At 70.4% G+C, this 20,361-nt stretch carries 18 protein-coding genes; 11 read left to right on the forward strand and 7 right to left on the reverse strand.

Annotated elements, in window-relative coordinates; all coding sequences use genetic code 11:
- Position 1: 1 nt before the first annotated feature.
- Both serB and glgC read right to left on the reverse strand, forming a co-directional pair.
- On the reverse strand, positions 2 to 631 hold the full coding sequence (gene serB, locus ACYVK5_RS07110; RefSeq protein WP_460703266.1) for a phosphoserine phosphatase SerB: 630 nt from the start codon (positions 629 to 631) through the stop codon (positions 2 to 4).
- 46 nt (positions 632 to 677) lie between these two features.
- On the reverse strand, positions 678 to 1,916 hold the full coding sequence (gene glgC / locus ACYVK5_RS07115; RefSeq protein ID WP_460703268.1) for a glucose-1-phosphate adenylyltransferase: 1,239 nt from the start codon (positions 1,914 to 1,916) through the stop codon (positions 678 to 680).
- An 86-nt stretch (positions 1,917 to 2,002) separates the two neighbouring features.
- On the opposite strand from glgC, the gene glgA reads away from it, so the two are divergent.
- The 4 genes from glgA to ACYVK5_RS07135 all read left to right on the forward strand — a co-directional run bounded on the left by glgA (position 2,003) and on the right by ACYVK5_RS07135 (position 5,774).
- A complete protein-coding gene (glgA, locus tag ACYVK5_RS07120) occupies positions 2,003 to 3,307 on the forward strand; it encodes a glycogen synthase (RefSeq protein WP_460703270.1) in 1,305 nt (434 codons plus the stop codon).
- A 143-nt stretch (positions 3,308 to 3,450) separates the two neighbouring features.
- On the forward strand, positions 3,451 to 4,179 hold the full coding sequence (gene fabG / locus ACYVK5_RS07125; protein WP_460703272.1) for a 3-oxoacyl-ACP reductase FabG: 729 nt from the start codon (positions 3,451 to 3,453) through the stop codon (positions 4,177 to 4,179).
- 177 nt (positions 4,180 to 4,356) lie between these two features.
- The gene (fabI, locus tag ACYVK5_RS07130) at positions 4,357 to 5,133 is read left to right on the forward strand and encodes an enoyl-ACP reductase FabI (protein ID WP_460703274.1); all 777 of its coding nucleotides are present in this window, start codon (positions 4,357 to 4,359) and stop codon (positions 5,131 to 5,133) included.
- Between the two features lie 77 nt (positions 5,134 to 5,210).
- Entirely contained in the window at positions 5,211 to 5,774 is a 564-nt protein-coding gene (locus ACYVK5_RS07135) for a SixA phosphatase family protein (protein ID WP_460703276.1), read from the forward strand.
- A 26-nt stretch (positions 5,775 to 5,800) separates the two neighbouring features.
- Here ACYVK5_RS07135 and ACYVK5_RS07140 read toward each other — a convergent pair whose 3' ends face one another.
- The 4 genes from ACYVK5_RS07140 to ltrA all read right to left on the reverse strand — a co-directional run bounded on the left by ACYVK5_RS07140 (position 5,801) and on the right by ltrA (position 11,173).
- Entirely contained in the window at positions 5,801 to 6,307 is a 507-nt protein-coding gene (locus ACYVK5_RS07140) for an RDD family protein (protein WP_460703278.1), read from the reverse strand.
- Positions 6,308 to 6,607: 300 nt separating this feature from the next.
- Positions 6,608 to 7,618, reverse strand: a complete 1,011-nt coding sequence (locus ACYVK5_RS07145) for an o-succinylbenzoate synthase (protein WP_460703280.1) — start codon at positions 7,616 to 7,618, stop codon at positions 6,608 to 6,610.
- Complete coding sequence (locus ACYVK5_RS07150) at positions 7,618 to 9,063, reverse strand: hypothetical protein (RefSeq protein WP_460703282.1); 1,446 nt, start codon at positions 9,061 to 9,063, stop codon at positions 7,618 to 7,620. The genes ACYVK5_RS07145 and ACYVK5_RS07150 overlap by 1 nt, the downstream gene beginning before the upstream one ends.
- Positions 9,064 to 9,451: 388 nt before the next feature.
- Positions 9,452 to 11,173 (reverse strand): group II intron reverse transcriptase/maturase, encoded by a 1,722-nt coding sequence (gene ltrA / locus ACYVK5_RS07155; RefSeq protein WP_460703284.1) that lies wholly within the window; start codon positions 11,171 to 11,173, stop codon positions 9,452 to 9,454.
- A gap of 222 nt (positions 11,174 to 11,395) precedes the next feature.
- On the opposite strand from ltrA, the gene ACYVK5_RS07160 reads away from it, so the two are divergent.
- The 7 genes from ACYVK5_RS07160 to ACYVK5_RS07190 all read left to right on the forward strand — a co-directional run bounded on the left by ACYVK5_RS07160 (position 11,396) and on the right by ACYVK5_RS07190 (position 19,364).
- Entirely contained in the window at positions 11,396 to 12,310 is a 915-nt protein-coding gene (locus tag ACYVK5_RS07160) for an HAD family hydrolase (protein ID WP_460703286.1), read from the forward strand.
- Complete coding sequence (locus tag ACYVK5_RS07165) at positions 12,307 to 12,642, forward strand: hypothetical protein (RefSeq protein WP_460703288.1); 336 nt, start codon at positions 12,307 to 12,309, stop codon at positions 12,640 to 12,642. The genes ACYVK5_RS07160 and ACYVK5_RS07165 overlap by 4 nt, the downstream gene beginning before the upstream one ends.
- A gap of 38 nt (positions 12,643 to 12,680) precedes the next feature.
- Positions 12,681 to 13,910, forward strand: a complete 1,230-nt coding sequence (gene fxlM, locus ACYVK5_RS07170) for a methyltransferase, FxLD system (RefSeq protein ID WP_460703290.1) — start codon at positions 12,681 to 12,683, stop codon at positions 13,908 to 13,910.
- A 61-nt stretch (positions 13,911 to 13,971) separates the two neighbouring features.
- Positions 13,972 to 14,160: an FxLD family lanthipeptide gene (locus ACYVK5_RS07175; protein ID WP_460703292.1), complete on the forward strand. Its 189-nt coding sequence runs from the start codon at positions 13,972 to 13,974 to the stop codon at positions 14,158 to 14,160.
- A gap of 79 nt (positions 14,161 to 14,239) precedes the next feature.
- Positions 14,240 to 17,269, forward strand: coding sequence for a lantibiotic dehydratase (locus ACYVK5_RS07180; protein ID WP_460703294.1), 3,030 nt, complete (start codon positions 14,240 to 14,242; stop codon positions 17,267 to 17,269).
- On the forward strand, positions 17,266 to 18,420 hold the full coding sequence (locus ACYVK5_RS07185) for a lanthionine synthetase C family protein (RefSeq protein ID WP_460703296.1): 1,155 nt from the start codon (positions 17,266 to 17,268) through the stop codon (positions 18,418 to 18,420). Before ACYVK5_RS07180 ends, ACYVK5_RS07185 begins: the two co-directional genes overlap by 4 nt.
- Positions 18,402 to 19,364, forward strand: a complete 963-nt coding sequence (locus ACYVK5_RS07190; protein WP_460703298.1) for a thiopeptide-type bacteriocin biosynthesis protein — start codon at positions 18,402 to 18,404, stop codon at positions 19,362 to 19,364. Before ACYVK5_RS07185 ends, ACYVK5_RS07190 begins: the two co-directional genes overlap by 19 nt.
- 111 nt (positions 19,365 to 19,475) lie before the next feature.
- On the opposite strand, the gene ACYVK5_RS07195 is transcribed toward ACYVK5_RS07190, so the two are convergent.
- Complete coding sequence (locus tag ACYVK5_RS07195) at positions 19,476 to 20,354, reverse strand: hypothetical protein (protein ID WP_460703300.1); 879 nt, start codon at positions 20,352 to 20,354, stop codon at positions 19,476 to 19,478.
- Between the last annotated feature and the right edge of the window lie 7 nt (positions 20,355 to 20,361).

Below are 20,361 nucleotides of genomic sequence, written 5' to 3' on the forward strand. Positions count from 1 at the left end.
GTCACCCCAGCAGTTCCAGGACGTCGTCGAGCCTGCCGTTCACCACGTGGGCAGCCTGCTCACGGACCGCCGGCTTGGCGCGGAAGGCGACGCCCACGCCCGCCGCGCGGATCATGTCGAGGTCGTTGGCGCCGTCACCGACCGCGACCGTGGCGGTCATCGGGACGCCCTCGGCGGCGGCCCACTCCCGGAGGGTCGCCTCCTTCGCGGCACGGTCGATCACCGGCCCGAGCGTGCGGCCGGTCAGGACGCCGTCCGCGACCTCCAGGCGGTTCGCGCGGATCAGCCGGACCCCCAGCCCTTCCGCGATCGGCCGGACGATCTCCTCGAAGCCGCCCGAGACCAGGCCGAACGCCCAGCCCCGCGCCTGGCACCCCGCCACGAGCTCGGCCGCGCCGGGCATGAGCTCCACCGCGTCCCGGACCTTGTCCAGCGCCGCGACGGGCACGCCCCGCAACGTCGTCACCCGGTCACGCAGCGATCCCGCGAAGTCCAGCTCGCCGCGCATCGCGCGCTCGGTCACGGCGGCGACCTCGTCGCGGGTCCCGGCATGGTCCGCGATGAGCTCGATGACCTCCTGCTGGAAGAAGGTGGAGTCGACGTCGGTCACGATCAGGCGCTTCACGCGCAACAGTGTGCCTGACGGCCGCCGCCGGACGCGCGGGCGTCCGCCGGCGTCACTCGACGACGGTCCCCTTCGGCACCACCGTCAGTCCCGACTCCGTCACCGTGAACCCGCGCCAGATGTCCTCCTCGTGGTCGACGCCGATCCGCGCGCGCTCCGACACGATCACGTTCTTGTCCAGGATCGCCCGGTGCACCTGCGCGTAACGGTGCACCTGCACGCCGTCCATGATGACCGAGTTGCCCACCGACGACCACGAGTGCAGGTGCGTGCCCGGTGACAGCACCGAGCCGACGGCCTGCGCCCCGGAGATCAGGACGCCCGGCGACACGATCGACTCCACGGCGTGCCCCATGCGGCCCGCGCCGGCGTGCACGAACTTCGCCGGAGGGAGACCCGTGTACCCCGTGTACAGCGGCCACTCGTCGTTGTACAGGTTGAACACCGGCTGCACCGCGATGAGGTCCATGTTCGCCTCGAAGAACGAGTCGATGGTCCCCACGTCACGCCAGTAGGCGCGGTCCCGGTCGGTGGAGCCGGGCACCTCGTTGCGGATGAAGTCGTAGACCCCGGCCTCGCCTGCGGCGACGAACGCGGGGATGATGTCGCCGCCCATGTCGTGCCGCGAGTCGTTGCTCGACGCGTCGAGGGTCACGGCCTCGACCAGGGCGTCGGCGTCGAACACGTAGTTCCCCATGGACGCGAGCACCTTGTCCGGGGCGTCGGGCAGGCCGGCGGGGTCGGTCGGCTTCTCGAGGAACTCGCGGATCCGCGTGGGGTCGTCGGGCTGCACGTCGATGACGCCGAACTGGTCCGCCATGGACAGCGGCTGCCGGATCGCGGCGACGGTCGCCCGGGCGCCGGACTCGATGTGCGCGTCCACCATCTGGGAGAAGTCCATGCGGTACACGTGGTCCGCGCCGACGACGACGACGATGTCCGGCCGCTCGTCCTCGATGACGTTCAGGCACTGGTAGATCGCGTCCGCGCTGCCGAGGTACCAGTGCTTGCCGACGCGCTGCTGCGCCGGGACCGGCGCCACGAAGTTGCCCAGCAGCGGCGACATGCGCCACGTCTTGGAGATGTGCCGGTCCAGGGAATGAGACTTGTACTGGGTCAGCACGATGACGTGCAGGTACCCGGAGTTGACGATGTTGGAGAGCGCGAAATCCACCAGGCGGTAGATCCCGCCGAACGGGACGGCGGGCTTGGCGCGTGCCGCGGTGAGCGGCATGAGGCGCTTTCCCTCGCCTCCGGCAAGAACGATCGCGAGAACACGAGGAGCGGCCATGGCTCAGACGATATTGCCTCGGGCGACCTCGGCGAAACCCTCACCGCGGGAACTGGTCATGAAGAAATATCGGTAACGTCAGGACTGTGACAGCCCTGGAACCGCAGCCGTCGTCGTCCCGTCTCACCGTCGACCTCCTGACCCGCGAGTACCCGCCGCACGTCTACGGCGGCGCGGGGGTGCACGTCACCGAGCTGGCGAGCGTGCTCGCGCCGCTCGCCGACGTGCGGGTGCGCCACTTCGGCCAGGAGGCCGGGGGCGCCGTCGTCGGACCCGACCGGCCCGCGCCGGCGGTGACCGGCTACACCACCCCCGCAGAACTGACCGGAGCGAACGCGGCGCTCGCCACCCTCGGCACCGACCTCACCATCGCCCGCGACTGCGCCGGTGCCGACGTCGTGCACTCCCACACCTGGTACGCCAACATGGCCGGCCACCTGGCCGGGCTCCTGCACGGCGTCCCGCACGTCGTCACCGCGCACTCCCTCGAACCGCTGCGGCCGTGGAAGGCGGAACAGCTCGGCGGCGGGTACGCCGTCTCGTCCTGGGCGGAGCGGACCGCGTACCTGGGCGCGGCGGCCGTCATCGCCGTCTCGGCCGGCATGCGGGACGACATCCTGCGCTGCTACCCCGAGCTCGACCCCGCCCGCGTGCACGTGGTGCACAACGGGATCGACCTGACCGGGTGGCGGCGGCCGACCGGCGACGCGGCGCTCGCGGACGCCGACCGGACCGTCCGGCGCCTCGGGATCGACCCGGACCGCCCGGCGGTCGTGTTCGTCGGGCGGATCACGCGCCAGAAGGGGCTGCCGTACCTGCTGCGGGCCGCCGCCGGGCTGCCGCGCGACGTGCAGTTGGTGCTGTGCGCGGGCGCGCCCGACACGCCGGAGCTGCTGGACGAGGTGAAGGCACTGGTGAGCGGGTTGCGGGAGGCCCGCGCCGACGCGGGGCCCGCGCGCGCCTCGCGCGACGGCGGGATCGTCTGGATCGAGCAGATGCTGCCGCGGGAGGAGCTCATCGCGGTGCTCGCGGCGGGCACCGCGTTCGTCTGCCCGAGCGTGTACGAGCCGCTCGGCATCGTCAACCTCGAGGCGATGGCGGTCGGCCTCCCCGTGGTCGGCACGGCGACCGGCGGCATCCCGGAGGTCGTGGACGACGGCGTGACAGGCGCGCTCGTCCCGATCGAGCAGGCCGACGACGGCACCGGGACGCCGCTCGACCCCGACCGGTTCGTCGCCGACCTGACCGAGGCCCTGAACCGGATGGTCGCCGACCCGGCGCGCGCCGCGGCGCTGGGCGAGGCCGGCCGGCGGCGGGCGCAGGAGCACTTCTCCTGGACGGCCATCGCCGACCGCACGATGGACGTCTATCGTCGCGTCGCGGCCGCATAGCAGCTCGGTCCGGATCGTGGTATTCCTGATGTTGGTACCCGATGTCACGATTCGATATTGTCGGAACCCCACAACGCGCGGCGCGGGGCGCATGGCACGTCGCGCAGGGCCGCCCGGCGGCTCACGCGGGTAGCGTCGCTGGCATGACCGAGAACCTGGATTCCGCCGCCGGCCGCGTCGTCGTCGTGACCGGCGCCGCACGCGGCATCGGCCGCTCGATCGCCGAACGTTTCATCGCCGAGGGAGACCGCGTCGCCACGCTGTACCGCGGCGGCGACCTGCCCGAGGGGGTGCACGGCTACAAGGCCGACATCACCGACACCGCGGCCGTGAACGACGCCTTCGCGCAGATCGAACAGGACCTCGGGCCCGTGGCGGTCCTCGTCGCCAACGCCGGCGTGACGAAGGACCAGCTTCTCCTGCGGATGTCGGACGAGGAGTTCGAGCAGGTCGTCGACGTGAACCTGACCGGCACCTTCCGGTGCGTGCGCCGCGCCGCCAAGAGCATGATCCGCAAGCGCTACGGCCGCATCGTGCTGATCGGGTCCCTCGTGGGCCTCTACGGCGGCACCGGGCAGGTGAACTACGGCGCGTCGAAGGCGGCGCTGGTCGGCATGGCCCGCTCGATCTCGCGCGAGCTCGGCGGGCGCGGCATCACCGCGAACGTCGTCGCCCCCGGCTTCATCGAGACCGACATGACCGCCGAGCTGCCCGAGAAGACCCGGGACTTCTACCTCGCTGCGATCCCCGCGGGCCGGTTCGCCCGCCCCGACGAGGTGGCCGGCGTCGTGACGTTCCTCGCATCGGACGCCGCGGCCTACGTCACGGGCGCCGTCGTGCCCGTCGACGGCGGCATGGGCATGGGGCACTGAGCGGGCCCACTGACCCGCGCGTTCACCAGCCTGGCGGGGCGCCCGTGCGCCACGCCGACAACATCTTCCACCACCCGCGTCTGCCTGGGAGTTTTCCTCGCGCGCGGTCCCACCGTTACGCTCACACCCAGTGCAGGCACGGCGTGTCGTGCCCCGCACATTCACCGGAAGGACAACATGGGTCTCCTCGAAGGCAAGAAGCTGCTCATCACCGGAGTTCTCACCGACTCGTCGATCGCGTTCCACGCGGCGCGCCTCGCGATCGAGGAGGGCGCCGAGGTGGTCCTCTCGTCGTTCGGCCGTCAGATGAAGCTGACCCAGGCGTTCGCGAAGCGCCTCCCCGGTGACACGCCGCCCCCGGTCGTCCAGCTCGACGTCACGAGCGGCGAGGACCTCGCGGGCCTCGCCGACGCCGTGCGTGAGGCCGGCTTCGACCGGCTCGACGGCGTGCTGCACTCGATCGGCTTCGCGCCGCAGAGCGTCATGGGCGGGAACTTCCTGTCGGGCGAGTGGGAGGACGTCGCCACCGCGCTGCACGTCTCCACGTTCTCGTACAAGGCGCTCGGCGTGGCCGCGCGGCCGCTGATGACCGACGGCGGCGCCATCGTCGGCCTGACCTTCGACGCGCAGTTCGCCTGGCCCGTCTACGACTGGATGGGCGTGGCCAAGGCCGGGCTGGAGGCCGCGAACCGCTACATGGCGCGCGACCTGGGCCCCGCCGGCATCCGCTGCAACCTGGTGTCCGCCGGGCCGATCAAGACCACGGCCGCGAAGTCGATCCCCGGCTTCGAGCAGATGGAGGCAAACTGGCCGGAGCGCGCGCCGCTCGGCTGGGACCAGACGACCGCGGAGCCGACGGCGCGAACCGTCGTGGCCCTGCTCAGCGACTGGTTCCCGGCCACGACGGCGGAGATCGTGCACGTCGACGGCGGCGTGCACGCCATGGGGCAGTAGCCCGCATCACGGGAGAGCCCTCGTACCATCGTGCCGCCCTGACCCGGGAGGCACCGCAAGAACAGTAAGGAGTGGATGTGGCCAGGCATCGCGAGGAGGTGGCGTCGGCGACGCCGACGCGTCGGCTCGTCCTGTTGCGTCACGCCAAGGCCGAGCCGGCCACGACCTCCGACGACGCGATGCGCCCCCTCGCACTGCGGGGGCGCACGCAGGCGGCGGGGCTGAGCGCGGCGCTCGTCGCGCTCGGCGCCGTGCCCGACGTCGTCCTCGTCTCCTCCGCGCTCCGCACGCGCCAGACGTGGGACCTCGCCAAGAACGGCCTCAACGGCCGGCGCGACGGCGGCCCGCTGGTCGTCGTCACGGACAGCCTGTACAACGCCCACGTGGGCGACGTGCTCGCGCTGGTCGGTGAGCTCGACGACAGCGCACGCACCGTGCTGGTGATCGGGCACGAACCCACGATGGCCGCCACCGCGTCCTACCTCGCCGGCCCCGGGTCCGACGACGCCGCCCTCGCCCAGGTCCGGGTCGGTGTCCCGACCGCCACCTACTCCCTCCTGGAGGCCCCGGCCGCGACCCCGTGGTCCGCCTGGGAGCGCTCCTCGGCAGTCCTCACGCACGTGGGGCGCCCGCAGGGCTGACGCCGTATCCCGGGGCCTGGCCCTCGTCAGGGCCGGACGACCCTGGCTCGCGCCGCCCGGTCGTACGGTGTGCGGCCCGCGCCCGCGAACAGGGTGACGACATACACGATCGGCAGCACGTAGGCCGCCGCGGTCAGGACCACCAGGCCGGGGCCGACGGTCAGGGACACGACGAGACCGATCGCCGCCGCGTGCCCGATCGTCCACGGCACCGCGACCTTGAGCGCGTTGCGGACGAGTGCCGCGCCCAACGAGAGCCGCCCGCCGTCCCTGGCACCGACCACCTTGAGTCCCGCCACGCGCTTGCCGATCGACGCCTGCCGCGGACCCGCCTCGAGGACGGCGAGGAAGATCGTCAGCGGGACGGCCGTGACGAGCGCGGACACGACGTTCATGATCGTGACGGACCAGTGGCCCGTCACCCCGGAGAGGTACAACGGGATGCCGACCGCGGCGAGCAGGCCGAGCCACGCGAGGAAGCACAACCAGTCGACGAGCCATGCGGCGATGCGGCGCCACGCGTCGGGGTTCACGGGGCCGAAGCTATCGTCCTGCGCGGTCCGGCGTCGACAGTTCTCCGCACGCGGTCCCAGGCCTCACACGCTTGACGGCCTCACCCTTCTCCTCTCCCTCGCCCTGCGGAGCGGAGGGGAGCGCCGCAACGCCCAGGTGGCACGCCTGTCCGCGGAACTCGGCGTCCTGCCCACCCCGGACTACGGGGTGCGCCGACGGGAGCGACGTGGAGGCCGCCCTCGGCCTCGGCCGCCGATCGGCTGGCGCCACGAACCCGACCCGTCTGGCACCGGCATCGGCGGCTGGCACCGAACAGGTGCTCAGCTCGGGGTACGACCCTGAAGTTCTTCGCGGACGCGGGTGAGCCGGTCGCGCCACCAGGTGGTGCGTTCGGGGTCGGTCAGTTCGTGGGAGTCGAGCAGGGCCGGGTCCGGTGTGGGTGCGGTGCGCGGGACGGGGAGGTATCCGTCGACCGGGCGCAGTGATGCGTCGTCGGTGACGACGTCGCCGTCCAGGAGGGACAGGGTGCCCAGTCCGCAGGCGAAGTCGAGTTCCGGTAGTGCTCCGGCCAGGGCAAGCTGCGCGGACAGTCCGACGCTGGTCTCCAGGGCCGACGAGACCACGCACGGCAGTCCGGCGGCTTCGGCGACCTCGAGCGAGCGGCGCACGCCACCCAGCGGGGTGCACTTGATGACCGCGACGTCGGCAGCACCGGCGACCGCGACCCGCATCGGGTCCTCGGCACGCCGGATGGACTCATCGGCCGCGATCCGTACGTCGACCTGACGCCGTACGGCGGCCAGGTCCTCGATGGTGGGGCTGGGCTGTTCGACGTACTCCAGACCGCCGGCCGCCTTGTCGAGCAGGCGGATGTGCGCGACGGCGGTCTCCACGTCCCACACGCCGTTGGCATCCACCCGGACCGCCCCGCCGGGTCCGAGCGCGGCGCGCACGGCCTCGACGCGGGCGAGGTCCTCGGACAGCGACTCGGGGTGATCGGCGACCTTGACCTTGGCCGTGCTGCAGCCCGACCGGGTCACGATCTCGTGCGCGCGTTCGGGGCCGACAGCCGGGACGGTGCAGTTGATCGGGACGCGATCCCGCACGGGCTCGGGCCAGCCAATGGTGGCCTGCTCGATCGTGGTAGCCAGCCAGGACGCAGACACGACGTCGTCGTAGTCGTCGAACGGGCAGAACTCACCCCACCCGGCAGGCCCTCGGATCAGCATCCCCTCACGCACGGTGATGCCCCGGAACCGGGCGGTCATGGGGATGGCATAGACGCGCGCCCCCGCGAAGTCGATCCGATCGAAGTCGATGTCGCTGATCATCAGGTGGTGGAGTCCTCGTATGGGCTGGTAGGGCTGTGTGTGAGCAGGTGAGTGATTCGCTCGTCGAGCTCGACCAGGTGGGGCGAGCCGGCCTTGAAGGGGTGGATGCGGCGTTGCAGGGTGCGCAGCCGGTCGAGTGTGCGGGTCGAGGCAACGTCGGCGGCGGTACGTACGGCGTCGCGTCCGAGAGCAGCCGCGTGCTCGTAATCACCTCGTACTAGGTGGGCGGTGGCAAGGTCGGTCTGCACGAAGCACCGGCTGCGGACCCGCCACGGCTCGTAGGTGTCCATTGCCTGGGTGATGAGGCTCGTGCCCTGCTCAGGCTCGCCGACATCGCGTAGGCAGCGACCGAGATCGGCGGCGAGTTCTGCTTGGGTGTAGAAGCTGAGCCACGTCGGCTCACTGTCGGCTTGGACGCGTTCGTAGGACCGCTCGGCGGACAGCACAGCCGTGCGCGTGGAGTTCCCGTCGCCAAGGAGTGCATGCCCGCGCGCCTCGACGGCATGAAGCAGAGCGGACAGCACAGGTGTTGCTTTGTTGTGAGCGACACTCTGACCGGCACGGGCCAGCGCGATGGCCTCGCGCGCGTGGCGTATACGATCCTCGTCGGTCGTGGCGCTCTGGCCGATCTGGACGGTCATCCGGCTCATGTGAGACAGGACGTTGGCCGCATACAACCGGTCCCCGGCGCTCATGGCCAGGTTGAGAGTCTGGATGTAATAGCGCTGAGCCAACGAGTGGCGACCGACGTCGGCGGCCATCGAACCGGCCAGCCAGGAAGCCTGCGCGACCGCGCTGAGCAACACCTTCCCCGTCTTGGCGGAGTAGCTGCCATGCATCACGTTGCTTGCTTCACGGTTCAGCAACTGCAACACCTGCTGACGCACTCGCCCCGAGCCGAACCGGTTGTCGAGCCGTCGCAGATGGGTGATGTTCTCGGTAATGATCTCCACATCGGGCATCCCGACGCGCCGACCCGCGTCACGCGCGGTGCTCTCCTCGGGCGGCACCGTCAGAGCGAACAACGCCGGCTCGGAGAATGTCGCCGCTGCAAAGGCCGAACCCAGCAAGAACTTGCGCCGGTCCATGTCCCGTCCTGACAGTTCCACCACGGTCCGGACTGTACCCTCTAGCGTCCCCGAGCAGTGGAGCCCGTCATAGCGATCAGACGCGGGAGTACGGTCCACGAATCCACACTCCGCGACACCGACCTCACGGTGCAGTTGACGCGAAAGGACCCTGGCGACGAGGCGAGGCACGGGCCAGCGCGGTTGAGAACCGTCGAGCATCCGCCTCACCGAGGTGGTGTTCGTGCCCACATGGACACCCTCCCGTGCTCCCGCCGCCACGACCGCACGTGCCAGCGCGGCGTTGCTCACCCCGGCTTCGTCGAGCAGCGCGCGCAGCGCGGTGTTGACGCCGTTCGCCTGGTTCCCGTGGCCCATCCGCTCACCATTTCGCGTAGGAATCCTGATACACGCCATTGATCCTGGCGCACCGGCTTCACTCTGGAAAGCCCGGCGCGCGAAGTGGGACCCCAGTGAGACCCCCGGATGCCAAACGGACACACTGCCATGCCTTCCCGACTGTCATCGCCCTTGCCGGAGCGCTTCTCTTGTAGGGACGGATTGGCCCGGCCGAACTACACCAGGGGAAGCAATGCGACAGGAATGCAACAAGGCGAGTGAGCAGCATCTCGTAGCCCTCGACAGTCGAGTCGGCCCGGGGCGCGGTGGCAGCGTTGCCGTTGCTCCGTTTCCCCGGGCCGCTCGCCGAACCCGCCGTGCGTATTTCGACGCAACGGGCTCTCCATGGCTGCTGCCGTGGGTTTGTTCAGGCAGAGGACCAGGGCGTGGGGATTTTGGCCCCGCGGTAGAGATGCCGGGTGACCGGTACCGAGTCCGCGTGGAACATCGTGATCCCGTCCGCTGTGATGGGACGCCACCGGCCTGTGTGGTCGGTGAGCCATCGGCGGACGTCTTTCCACTTCCAGCGGTGCCGTGCGCGCATCATCCGGATGACCCGCCACCAGGTGAAGTGGCGCAGTCGGTGGAAGACGCGTTTAGCGGATGCGTGCTTGAAGTAGTTGACCCAGCCGCGTGTGATCTGGTTGAGCCGGATCAGCACGTCTTTGAGGTCCTGCTGCGACGTTCTACGGGTCAGCGCGCGGATCTTCGCCTTCACCGCGTCCAGCGGACGCTTGCCGATGAAGGTGTAGACATACCACTTGCTGGTCCCTCGCTTGCGCTTCCACTGGATGTGGAAGCCGAGGAAATCGAACCCGTCGCTCATGTGCGTGACCTGGGTCTTGGCCTCCGAGAGGGTCAGGCCCATCGGTGCGAGCACCTGAGTGATCTCCTGGCGCAGCGCGTGCATGTTCTCGGGCGTTCCGCCCCTGGCCAGGACCACGAAGTCGTCCGCGTAGCGGACGAGTCTCGGGACCGGCAGACCAGCACGCACTCGCTTGTTGCGCTTCCAGGTGGTGGACATGTCCTCGCCCGGCTTCCAGCGTCTGGTCATGTGCTCGTCGAGCACCGACAAGGCGATGTTGGCCAGCAGCGGGGACAGGATGCCCCCTTGCGGCGTCCCGGCGTCGGTGTCCTCGTACTTGCCGAGCTCCGTGAGGACCCCGGCCTTGAGGAATGCCTTGACCAGCCGCAGCACGCGTTTGTCCTTCACCCGCAGCCGCACCCGCTCCATCAGCGCGGTGTGGTCGATACGGTCGAAGCACGCCTCGATATCCGCATCCAGCACCCATCGGTAACCGACGGTGCCGAAGTGGTGTATCTCGGTGATCGCGTCCTGCGCCCGCCGCTCGGGCCGGAACCCGTAGGAGACCGGCTCGAAGTCGGCCTCGAAGATGGGCTCCAGCACCAGCTTCAGGGCTGCCTGGACCACACGGTCCGTCACTGTCGGGATACCCAGACGGCGGACCTTGCCCGACCCGCCCGGCTTGGGGATCTTGCGTTCCCGCACCGGTTGCGGCCGGAACTCGGCGCTCTTCAACGAAGAGCGCAGAGCGTCCAGGAAGACGGGCACGCCCACGTCCTGCTCGATCCGGGCGACAGTCCACCCGTCCGAGCCTGCAGCACGCGCCCCCTGATTCGACGCGACCCGGTCCCACGCCACCCACAGCGTGGCCGGGTCATGCACCAGGTTGAACAGATCGTCGAACCGGCGACCGGGGTCGGCCGCCGCCCAACGGTGAAGTTTGGCCTGCATCCCCGATACCCGCGCCCACGGCCTGTGCAGGTCGCTCGTCGGTGCGTCGCCGTTCGGCGCCGCGTCTTTCGGCATCACAGTCTCCTCTCTTCTCGTAACCACTGCCGCCCTTCCCCATGTGTCCGGCTTTCCCGGACTCGGAGTACTACGGCGGCTCCGCCCCGCCCTGGCCCGATCGGTAGACGGTGCACCCAGCCGGGCACGCTCACGCAGGATGCGCGAGCCACCCGGCGGGACCAGGACGGTTCCCGTGTTCACTCGTTGATCGCTCAGCGAAGGAGGCACCCGACTTGGCCCCAGCGACATCGCCACGGTTACGCCGCAGGCCTTCACCGTGGCCTCCTTCGGCCCCATCAAACAGGCCTCAGGAGTTCCCCCGGGACGGCCTCCGCCTGGATGACAGAGACATCCCGAGGTACGCGTCGCGCCCGGCCCAGATCCGCCAGGTTCGAGCCGGTTAGCGTTATGAGGGGCGTAAACGCCGGTTCCTCGCGTATACCTCTTCGCTTCGTTCGCCGGACCCGCACCATCTGGCAGTACTGGCACGTCCCGGCTTTGTCAGGGCTGCTCCCACCCACTCCCGGCACCTCCCAGGAGCAGGCTGCCCTCAACTACAAGGCCCTGCTGCGACAGGACCCAGGTGCAGGTCTCTCACCTCCACTCGATCAACAAGCGCCTCACGGCGCACTCGACGGCACCCTGGCCGACGCCGAGGGCCACATCCCCGACGTCACTGTCGCTGCCGTGCGGGCGGCGGTGGCCGCGGGCCACCATGTGGTGCTCGCGAGTGGACGATCGCTGGTGGGGGTCGTTCCGGTCATCCGGCGCCTGGGGCTGCGGGCCGGCCGGGTCGTGGCGTCGAACGGTGCGGTGACCGCGCGGATCGATGACGGCGATCTCGTGATCGACGACGTCACCGCGTTCGACCCCGGCCCGGTGCTGGAGCACGTGTGCGCCACGGTGCCGGAGGTGCTGCTGGCGGCCGAAGTGGTCGGCCACGGCTATCTCGTCAGCGCTCGTTTCGACGCTGGTCTGCTGAACGGGCATCAGCGGGTCGCGAAGCGTCACTCGGAGGTGTGGGCGGCACCCACATCGCGCGCCGTCGTTCATGCCCCCGGCGCTGTCGACCTGGCACCCGAGCTGCGCCGTTTCGACGTCACAGTGAACATCTCCACGCCGGACTGGCTGGATCTCACACCGCAGGGTACGTCGAAATCCAGGGCCTTGGAGGGCGTCCGACGGCGCCTGCTGGTCCCCCCGGAGCACACGGTCGCGGTGGGCGACGGCGGGAACGATGCCGACATGATCTTGTGGGCGGCCCGCGGAGTGGCGATGGGGCATGCCGGCGAGGCGTTGAAGGCGGTCGCCGACGACGTGACCGGCAGCATCGACGACCAGGGTGTGGTCCCCGTTCTGCGAGGGCTGGTCACGGCCCCCGTCGCGGGTTCGGCGGGGAGGCGAGCCCGATGACGACGACCGCTCCGCCGGTCGATCTGGTGCGTCAGGTGCGCGCTGTCGTCGAGGAATGGCACCCGCGCGCTCATCCGCTGACCGTGCGGGTCCGGCTCGAAGGTACCGGTCCTGCGCTGGCCTCGTGCGAGGTGTGGACCGGTGTGGGCGAGGCCCCGTGGGATCACCGGGCCGACCTGCCTGCCGGCGTGGGGGCGACGATGCTCGACCTGGAACGGGCGGTGGTAGCCGCCGGGTACGCCTACGACCTGACACCGGCGGCTCGTCCGGCGTGGCGTTTCGACGCCAATGGCGGTGGCGTGTATTCGCTCAACATCGGCCGGCCGTGGTGAACCCGTCGAGCAGAGCCCTTGGATCGAAGGAGAGAAGGATGAGTGTGAGTACCGGTACGACGAACGATGCAGCTGCCCACGACGCCCGCGAGGCCATGGTCGACGCGCTGGAGGTCGGCGGGCGCCTGACCTCGGCCACCGTACTGGCCGCCTTGCGGGCTGCGCCGCGTGAGCGGTTCGCTCCGGCCGGGACGCCGCTGGAGCAGGTGTACGACCCGGACCGGCCGGTGATCACCCGGCGGCAGGAGCATGGTGCGGCGGTCTCGTCGGTCTCGGCACCTCAGTTGCAGGGCCGGATGATCGAACAGGCCGGGATCGGCCCCGGCGACACCGTCCTGGAGATCGGCAGCGGCGGTTACAACGCCGCGCTGATCGCCGAGGTCGTGGGCGATACCGGGTCTGTGGTGAGCATCGACATCGACGAATGGGTCACCGACCGCGCCAACGAGATCCTGACCGCGACCGGCTATGCGGACAGGGTCACCGTCCTGACCGCCGACGGGGACCTGCCGGTCGAGGGGCACGGGCCGTTCGACGCGATCATCGTGACCGTCGGCGCGTGGGACATCCCGCCGGTCTGGATTGATCAGCTCGCCCCCACCGGGCGGCTCGTGGTGCCGTTGCGTATGCGCTCGGTGACCCGAACGGTCGGGCTGCGGCGCAACGGTGACCACCTCGTGGCAGAGTCCGCCGAGTCGGGCGGATTCGTTCCGATGCAGGGCATCGGGAAGCACGACGAGCACGCCCTGCACCTGCCCGACGGCACCGGGAAGCACATCACGCTGCGGTTCGACGAGACCAAGCCGGCCGACCCGCACCTGCTCGACGGCGTCCTCGCGAGCACCGAGACGTACGACTGGTCCGGCGTGCTCCTTGATGGCGGTGAGGACTTCGGTGGCCTGCACCTGTGGTTCGCCTCGTACCTGGACGGGTTCTGCCGGGTCCACGCCGACAAGGGCACCGGCCTCGCCTCGCAGATGGGCCGCACGTGGTTCCCGTTCGGTACCGCCGTCGGCGACTCCTTCGCCCTGCTGGCGGTTCGGAAGGTAGGCGACCGCTTCGAGCACGGCGCCCGCGGCTTCGGTCCTCACGCCGCTGTCGCTGCGGCGCGACTCGCAGAGCAGGTGCGCGCCTGGGACGAGAACGGCCGACCGGACGAGGCGGCGATCGGGTACTGGCCCGACGGCGCCGATCTGTCCGCCGTCCCGGCCGACGCCGTCGTGCTGCCCAAGGCACACGGCGTCGTCACGATCTCCTGGCCTCGCTGAACCGGCGTCGACCAGGTCGCAAGAAACCCACCCCGCTACACCGAGAAGCAAGGAGACCCTGATGACCCCCGCCCTGATGCTCGACGCCGTCGATACGGCGCCCGCGATGATCGAGGACGACTTCGAGCTGGACCTGCGCGTGATCGAGTCGACCATTCCGCTGGTCACGATGCTGTGCGACACCGGCGACGGCTGCGGCAGCACGTGTGAGAAGAGCGCCTGCACCACCAACGCCGCCCAGCCCTTCTGACCTGAGAGATCCGCACCCCCGGCTGGTGGCGCGCCCTGGCGCGCCACCAGCACCCCTTCCCGTTGGGAGACCGCCCCCCATGCCTGCACGGCTACGCACCGCCGGCCCGCTGATCGTGCGGGCATCCACCGGCCCCGCCGACCTCCCCGTGCCGACCGACCTGGACCCCGACCACGACCCGTTGACCGTCGTGGCGAACTGGCTGTCTGCTGCGTGGGTCCGCCATGACGTGCGCGAGGCGGTCAGGGTCGCCAGTCCCGATCTGGCCGACCGCATCGCCGCCCTCCTGGACGTCCCCAATCCTGTACCGCGTACGGTCCGCCGCGCGGCGCGCAGCCTCGCGACCTACCTGCTGCGCTGGCAGCGGCGCACGACACCGTTCGGCTTGTTCGCCGGTATCACCACCGCCGGCACCGGCGTCCCGACCCGAGCCGGCATACGCGGTACGCGTGCCGTGGCACGCCCGGATGCTGAATGGCTGGCACGGATCGCAACCCGCCTTCAGGAGCAGCCCGAGGTCCGGCCGTATCTGTTCGTCGCGGCGAACCCGCTAGCGGTGGAGCGTGACGACCGGCTCCTGCTCGAAGTGCGCCTGAAGGGCGTGGACCCTACGGAGAAGCCGCGCGACACATCCATCCGGCTCACCGCCCCGGTGCGCACCGCGCTGGGTGCAGCACGCGAACCCATCGCCTGGGACGATCTCGTCGATCACGTGGCCACCGCGGCCGGAGCCGACTCCGCAAGAGTCACCGGCCTGCTTGGCACGCTCCTGTCCCAGAACTTCCTCATCTCCTCGGTCACGTCGACCACAGCCCACGAACCGCTCGCGACGCTGGCTGAGCTTGCTGCGAGGGCCTGCGCCCCGGGCGCTCGGCGGCTTGCCCGCGTCAGGAACCTGCTCGCCGAACACAACGCACCGAGCGGGCGGACCGACGTCGCCGGGCTCCGCACCGAAGCAGCCGACGTCATGCGTGCACTCGCGCCGGACATCGCGCGGCCGTTGGCGGTCGATGTCCGCCTCGATACGTCGATCACACTCCCGCAGGCGGTGATCGACGAGGCCGAACGCGCGGCCACGACCTTGTTGAGCTTGTCGACGGAGCCGTTCGGCGCGGTGCGGTGGCTCGATTACCACGCCCGATTCCGCGCCCGCTACGGCGCGGGCACCGCTGTCCCGGTCCGCGAGTTGATCGCCGACGACGGCCTCGGGTACCCGACCGGGTTTCTTGACGCGCCCCGCGCCCGCCCGGCCTGGCGCGGGATCACTGAGCGTGACGGGCTCGTGCTCAACCTGCTCCACACCGCAGCCCTGGACGGGCATGACGAGGTGGTGCTGTCCGACGGCGACGTCACCGCCTTGAGCATCGGCGACCCCGAATCCGTCGTACCACCGGCCAGGTGCGAGTTCGGGTTCGCCATCCACACCCCGTCGCCCGCCGCGCTGGAGGCCGGTGACTTCTTCCTGCGCGTCACGGCCGCGCCCGCAGCCTCCACCAGCCTGACCGGCCGGTTCGCCCACCTCCTGGACCCCGCCGACCGCGACCATCTCACCGAGTACTTCGCCGCGCCTGGAACGGCGGACGACGAGCCGCTGGTCGCCCAGCTCGTTCACCGGCCGCGACAAGCGGATGCGGAAAACGTCGTACGCGTGCCGACCCTTGCGGAGGGTGTCATCGTCCTGGGCGGCCCCTACGACGGCCTTGCCACACCGATCGGCGTCGACGACCTGGCGGTGACGGCTGATGACGAGCAGATGTACCTCATCCACGCCACGACCGGCCGCCGGATCATCCCGGTGATCCCGCATGCCCTGGAACTGGCCGAACACACTCCACCTCTGGCGAGGTTCCTTGCCGAGGTCGCCGATGCCCGCAGCGCCGTGTACCGCGCCTTCGACCTCGGCGCCGCCCGCACCCTGAACCACACCCCACGTATCCGGTACGGCCGCACCGTCCTGGCGCCCGCGCGCTGGATCCTGCACACCGACAACCTCGGTGATACCGCGCGTCCCTGGGGTGAGCGGTTCGACGACTGGCGCACAGCCAACCGGGTTCCGTCAATGGTCGTGCTCGACCATGGCGGCACCCGGCTGCCGCTGGACCTGGAAACCCCGCTGGACCGTGCTGTCCTGCGCCGCGTGATCGAACGGTCGAACCGCGTCGAGTTCCAGGAGCAGATGCCCTGCGACACCACATGGCTCGGCCGTCCCGCAGAGGTCCTGGTCCCGATGACGCCCGAGCCCCCACCCGCACGCCGTCCGCCACAGGCAGTTCCCGTCACCGCATCGAGCGCCTCTCTGGAAACCGTGACGGTGCGCTGGGCAGGAAACCCCGCCCGGTTCGACCATCTCGTCGTCGAACACCTGCCCCACCTGGCCGACCTCCTCGCCCCGGCCGGGCTGCGCCGCTGGTGGTTCGCACGCATCCGGGACCTCATCCTGCCCGAACGCGACCAGTTCCTCGCCCTCACCCTCCAATTCGGTGACGCGACCGCCGCAGGAAGCGCACTACCGCTCCTGACGGCGTTCCGTGACGATCTCGCCCGCAGGGGCCTGCCCGCCGAGTTCAGCGTGCACCAGTACCACCCGCACCCTGGCAAATATGGCACCGGCCCGGCCTTGGAGGCCGCGTACGACGTCTTCACCGCCGATACCTTCGCGGCCGTCGAACAGGCGCGCCTCGCACGCGACACAACCATCCCCGCCCAGGCATTCGCCGCCGCGTCCCTCGCCGTGACCGCCGCAGCCCTGCGGGTCGACCCGGAGTCGGGCTACCGGGACGTGCTCGCCTTGGTCCCGCACACCTCGACCCGCCTGGACCGTGCGATCACCGAGACCGCGTGTGCGCTGTCCAACCCCGACGACAACTACAAGGCATTGCGCGCCGCCGGTGGCGACGCGGTCGCCGACGCCTGGACAGAACGCGACGCCGCGCTGAAGTCCTACCGAAGGAGGCTTGCTCAACAGCGCGACCCCTCCGAGGTTCTGCCGCATCTGTGGCGGGACCATCACACCCGCGCCCTCGGCGTGGACCGTGACCTGGAGAACACCACCCGCCTGGTCGCGCGCCGTGCCGCGCAACGCCGCCTCGCACTCCTGGAGCACCGATGACCACCGCCCTGACCTTGCCGGACACGCTCACCCAGTCCCTGGCCACCGGGGCACCGGGCCGCGCACTGCTCGCCGTCGAACACGCACTGACCGGCGTCGCACCCTGGAAACAGGCCCAACAAGCCCTGCGAGACCTGGCACTCGCACCCATCGACGCCTCCGAACATGCCGGCCTCTACTACGGGGCGCCGGCCATCGCCTTCGTCCTGGCCGCCGCCTCGGGCGACGGACACCCCCGCGGCAGCAGGACGCTGTCCCGGCTCGACGGCCACGTCGAACGCCTCACCCACCGGCGACTCACCCTGGCCTGGGAACGACGGCGGACCGGCGCTGCCCTCCGGTTCGGCGACTACGACCTCTTCTACGGATTGACCGGCCTCGGCGCCCACCTCCTGCACCGCAACCCCGCAAGCGGTGCCCTCGCCGGACTCCTGGAGTACGTCGTCGGACTTGTTCGCCCACGCACCCTCGACGACGGTGCCGTCGTTCCCGGCTGGTGGGTGGACCACGATCCCGACACGGCCCTCGCCACGCCGGGCGGACACGCCAATCTCGGTATGGCTCACGGCGCCGCCGGACTCCTTGCGCTCCTCGGCAGCGCCACCCGCAACGGCGTCGTCGTCAACGGGCAGCTCGACGCCATCGAGACGCTGCAAGCCTTCTACGACCAGTGGCGGCACGACGGACCCGACGGGCCATGGTGGCCCCACTGGCTCACTCGCGACGCACTCCGCACCGGCCGCGTTGCAACCCAGAACCATCGTCGCCCCTCGTGGTGCTACGGCGCCCCGGGCATCGCCCGCGCGCAGCAGATAGCCGCCATCGCCACCCGCGACCATCACCGCCGCGCGTCCGCCGAAAAGGTACTCGCCGCGTGCCTGACCGCGCGACACGTCGCCCGCCTGACCGCCCCGGGCCTGTGCCACGGCCTCGCGGGCCTCTATCAGACGGCCTACCGCGCCGCAGCCGACGCCGCCGACCCCACCCTCACCCACCACCTCCCCACCGTCGCCGATGCCCTCACCCATCACGCAGCCACCGCAGATCCGAGCTTCCTGACCGGCCAGGCCGGCATCGATCTCGCCCTGAACACCCTGCGCACCGGCCAGCCACCAGCCACTGGATGGGACACATGCCTCCTGATCAGCTGACCCGCACCGAACCGCTCGCGAACGCGGTCATTGACGCCCTCACCTGCGGCGACATCGCCAAGGCCGCACGTCGCCACCGGCTCGACCAGAACGCACTGAGCGAGGCAGTCGACGCCTTCGCGACCGCCGGACTTGCCGCCCTCGGCGACGTCGCCGGGACACGATGGACACAGATATCCCTCGCATTCCCCGACGACCCCACATCACACCGAGAATCCCGGCTTGCCGTCGCCCACGTGCTCGACGATCTCGGCGACACGGGAGCACACCACGGCTGGTGGTTCATGAACAAGCCACCCGGCTGGCGGATCCGCACCCACAACGCGAACGAACCCGCCGTCGTGCACGAACTCGACCGGCTCCATGCCAACGGGACGATCACCGCCTGGACCCGCACCATCTACGAACCCGAGACCACCGCCTTCGGCGGCACCCAGGCCATGGCCGTCGTCCACGACCTGTTCCGCGCCGACTCCCACGGCGTCCTCGCGCACCAGCAGGCCCGAGCACCGGGGCTCGGCGCACGGGAAGCCTCGCTCGTGCTGCTCGGCGCACTCACCCGCGCCGCCCGACTCGACTCCTTCGAGACCGGAGACGTCTTCGCCAAGGTCGCCGCAATGCGTCCACCAGTCACGACATCGAACACCGACATCCAGAGCCTCGCCGACCAGGCCAAACCGCTCCTGCGCATCCCCACCGACGCCACGAGTCCGCTGCTGGCGCCCGACGGCCCGGCCCCGCACCTGCGCGCCTGGGCCGACGCCTTCACAACCTCAGGCAAGCAACTCGTGGACCTCGCCGATGGCGGCCGCCTCGACCGCGGGCTCCGCAGCGTCCTGGCTCAGACCGTCATCTTCCACTGGAACCGCCTCGCTCTCCCAGCACCCAGCCAGGCGACGCTCGCCACGGCCATCGTCCAGGCTTCGCTGCCCCGAGCCGATTGACCGAAGCGGGTATCCGAACCTGAGAAGCGCACCCACACCATGTGCCTCATGTCCGGGAGCTTCCGCCCACCACTTCGCTCTGACAGGCTCCGGACGTGCGCTAACAGTTGATCACCCGCACACGGTCCTGCCGTCACGGTCGATCGCGGCGACGTGGTCGACCGCGAAGCCGAGCACACCCTGGCGTCCGGCGAGAGTGAGGACGTCGCCGGCTTCGATCTCGGTCTCCCCCGCGGTGCAGCTGCTGTTGCGCCGGCCCTCGTCGTCGATGGTGAGTCCGGTCGAGTGCTCCCAGGAGGTCAGCTCCGGTCGCTCCAGGCGCCACCGGCCGCCGTCGGTGTCCTCGGCGATCCAGTAGACGCCGGTGATGCGCCTGCCGCCACGACCCCCGGTCGAGTAGGTGTACGTGCCGGACTCGACGATCGTGACGGTCGCCCCGGCGGTCTCGGCAGCGGTGAGGTTGGCGACGTTCCACACGGTCTGCCACCCGGTGGCCGCCAGGCCGACGACCAGCGCGATCGGCACCAGGACCAGCGCGATGACCTGCCCGTACCGCCCGGCTCCGGTCACGCTCGTATCGATCAAGCGACCCGCCGGGATCCAGTGTCGTCGGATCGCCCGGAGCGCCCATGCCAGGAGCAGCAGCCAGACGGCGATCCCCGCGGCCACCAGGCCGACGTGACGGCGCGAGATGGTCAGGTCGGCCAGCTCCAGGAACTCCTCGTGCGTGAACACGATCATCAGGAGCGGCCCGAACGCGAGCACCCCGGGAAGGAGCAGCCGCGGCAGCCCCAGCGCGGCGAGCAGGATCAGGACCGTACCGACGACGACCGCCCCGGCGAGCCACACGGGGACGAACCGGTCGTCGAACCCGACCATGACGGCGAGCCCGATCGGGGCCAGCACGGCTGCGAACGACCCGAGAACGAGTGCTGCCAGCGCGGCCGGGGAACGGGACGGACGGGACGGCGTGGCTTCCGGTTCGGGCACGGGGGCT

The organism is Myceligenerans halotolerans (genome assembly GCF_054782975.1).

Bases quoted from the DNA above. Each gene is read 5' to 3' on its own strand.
- ACYVK5_RS07145 (WP_460703280.1), bottom strand. From the start codon at position 7,618: ATGATCAGCGACATCGACTTCGATCGGATCGACTTCGCGGGGGCGCGC.
- fabI (WP_460703274.1), top strand. From the start codon at position 4,357: ATGGGTCTCCTCGAAGGCAAGAAGCTGCTCATCACCGGAGTTCTCACC.
- ACYVK5_RS07180 (WP_460703294.1), top strand. From the start codon at position 14,240: ATGCCTGCACGGCTACGCACCGCCGGCCCGCTGATCGTGCGGGCATCC.
- ACYVK5_RS07185 (WP_460703296.1), top strand. From the start codon at position 17,266: ATGACCACCGCCCTGACCTTGCCGGACACGCTCACCCAGTCCCTGGCC.
- ACYVK5_RS07175 (WP_460703292.1), top strand. From the start codon at position 13,972: ATGACCCCCGCCCTGATGCTCGACGCCGTCGATACGGCGCCCGCGATG.
- glgC (WP_460703268.1), bottom strand. From the start codon at position 1,916: ATGGCCGCTCCTCGTGTTCTCGCGATCGTTCTTGCCGGAGGCGAGGGA.
- ACYVK5_RS07150 (WP_460703282.1), bottom strand. From the start codon at position 9,063: ATGGGCCACGGGAACCAGGCGAACGGCGTCAACACCGCGCTGCGCGCG.
- fxlM (WP_460703290.1), top strand. From the start codon at position 12,681: ATGAGTGTGAGTACCGGTACGACGAACGATGCAGCTGCCCACGACGCC.
- fabG (WP_460703272.1), top strand. From the start codon at position 3,451: ATGACCGAGAACCTGGATTCCGCCGCCGGCCGCGTCGTCGTCGTGACC.
- ACYVK5_RS07190 (WP_460703298.1), top strand. From the start codon at position 18,402: ATGCCTCCTGATCAGCTGACCCGCACCGAACCGCTCGCGAACGCGGTC.
- ACYVK5_RS07165 (WP_460703288.1), top strand. From the start codon at position 12,307: ATGACGACGACCGCTCCGCCGGTCGATCTGGTGCGTCAGGTGCGCGCT.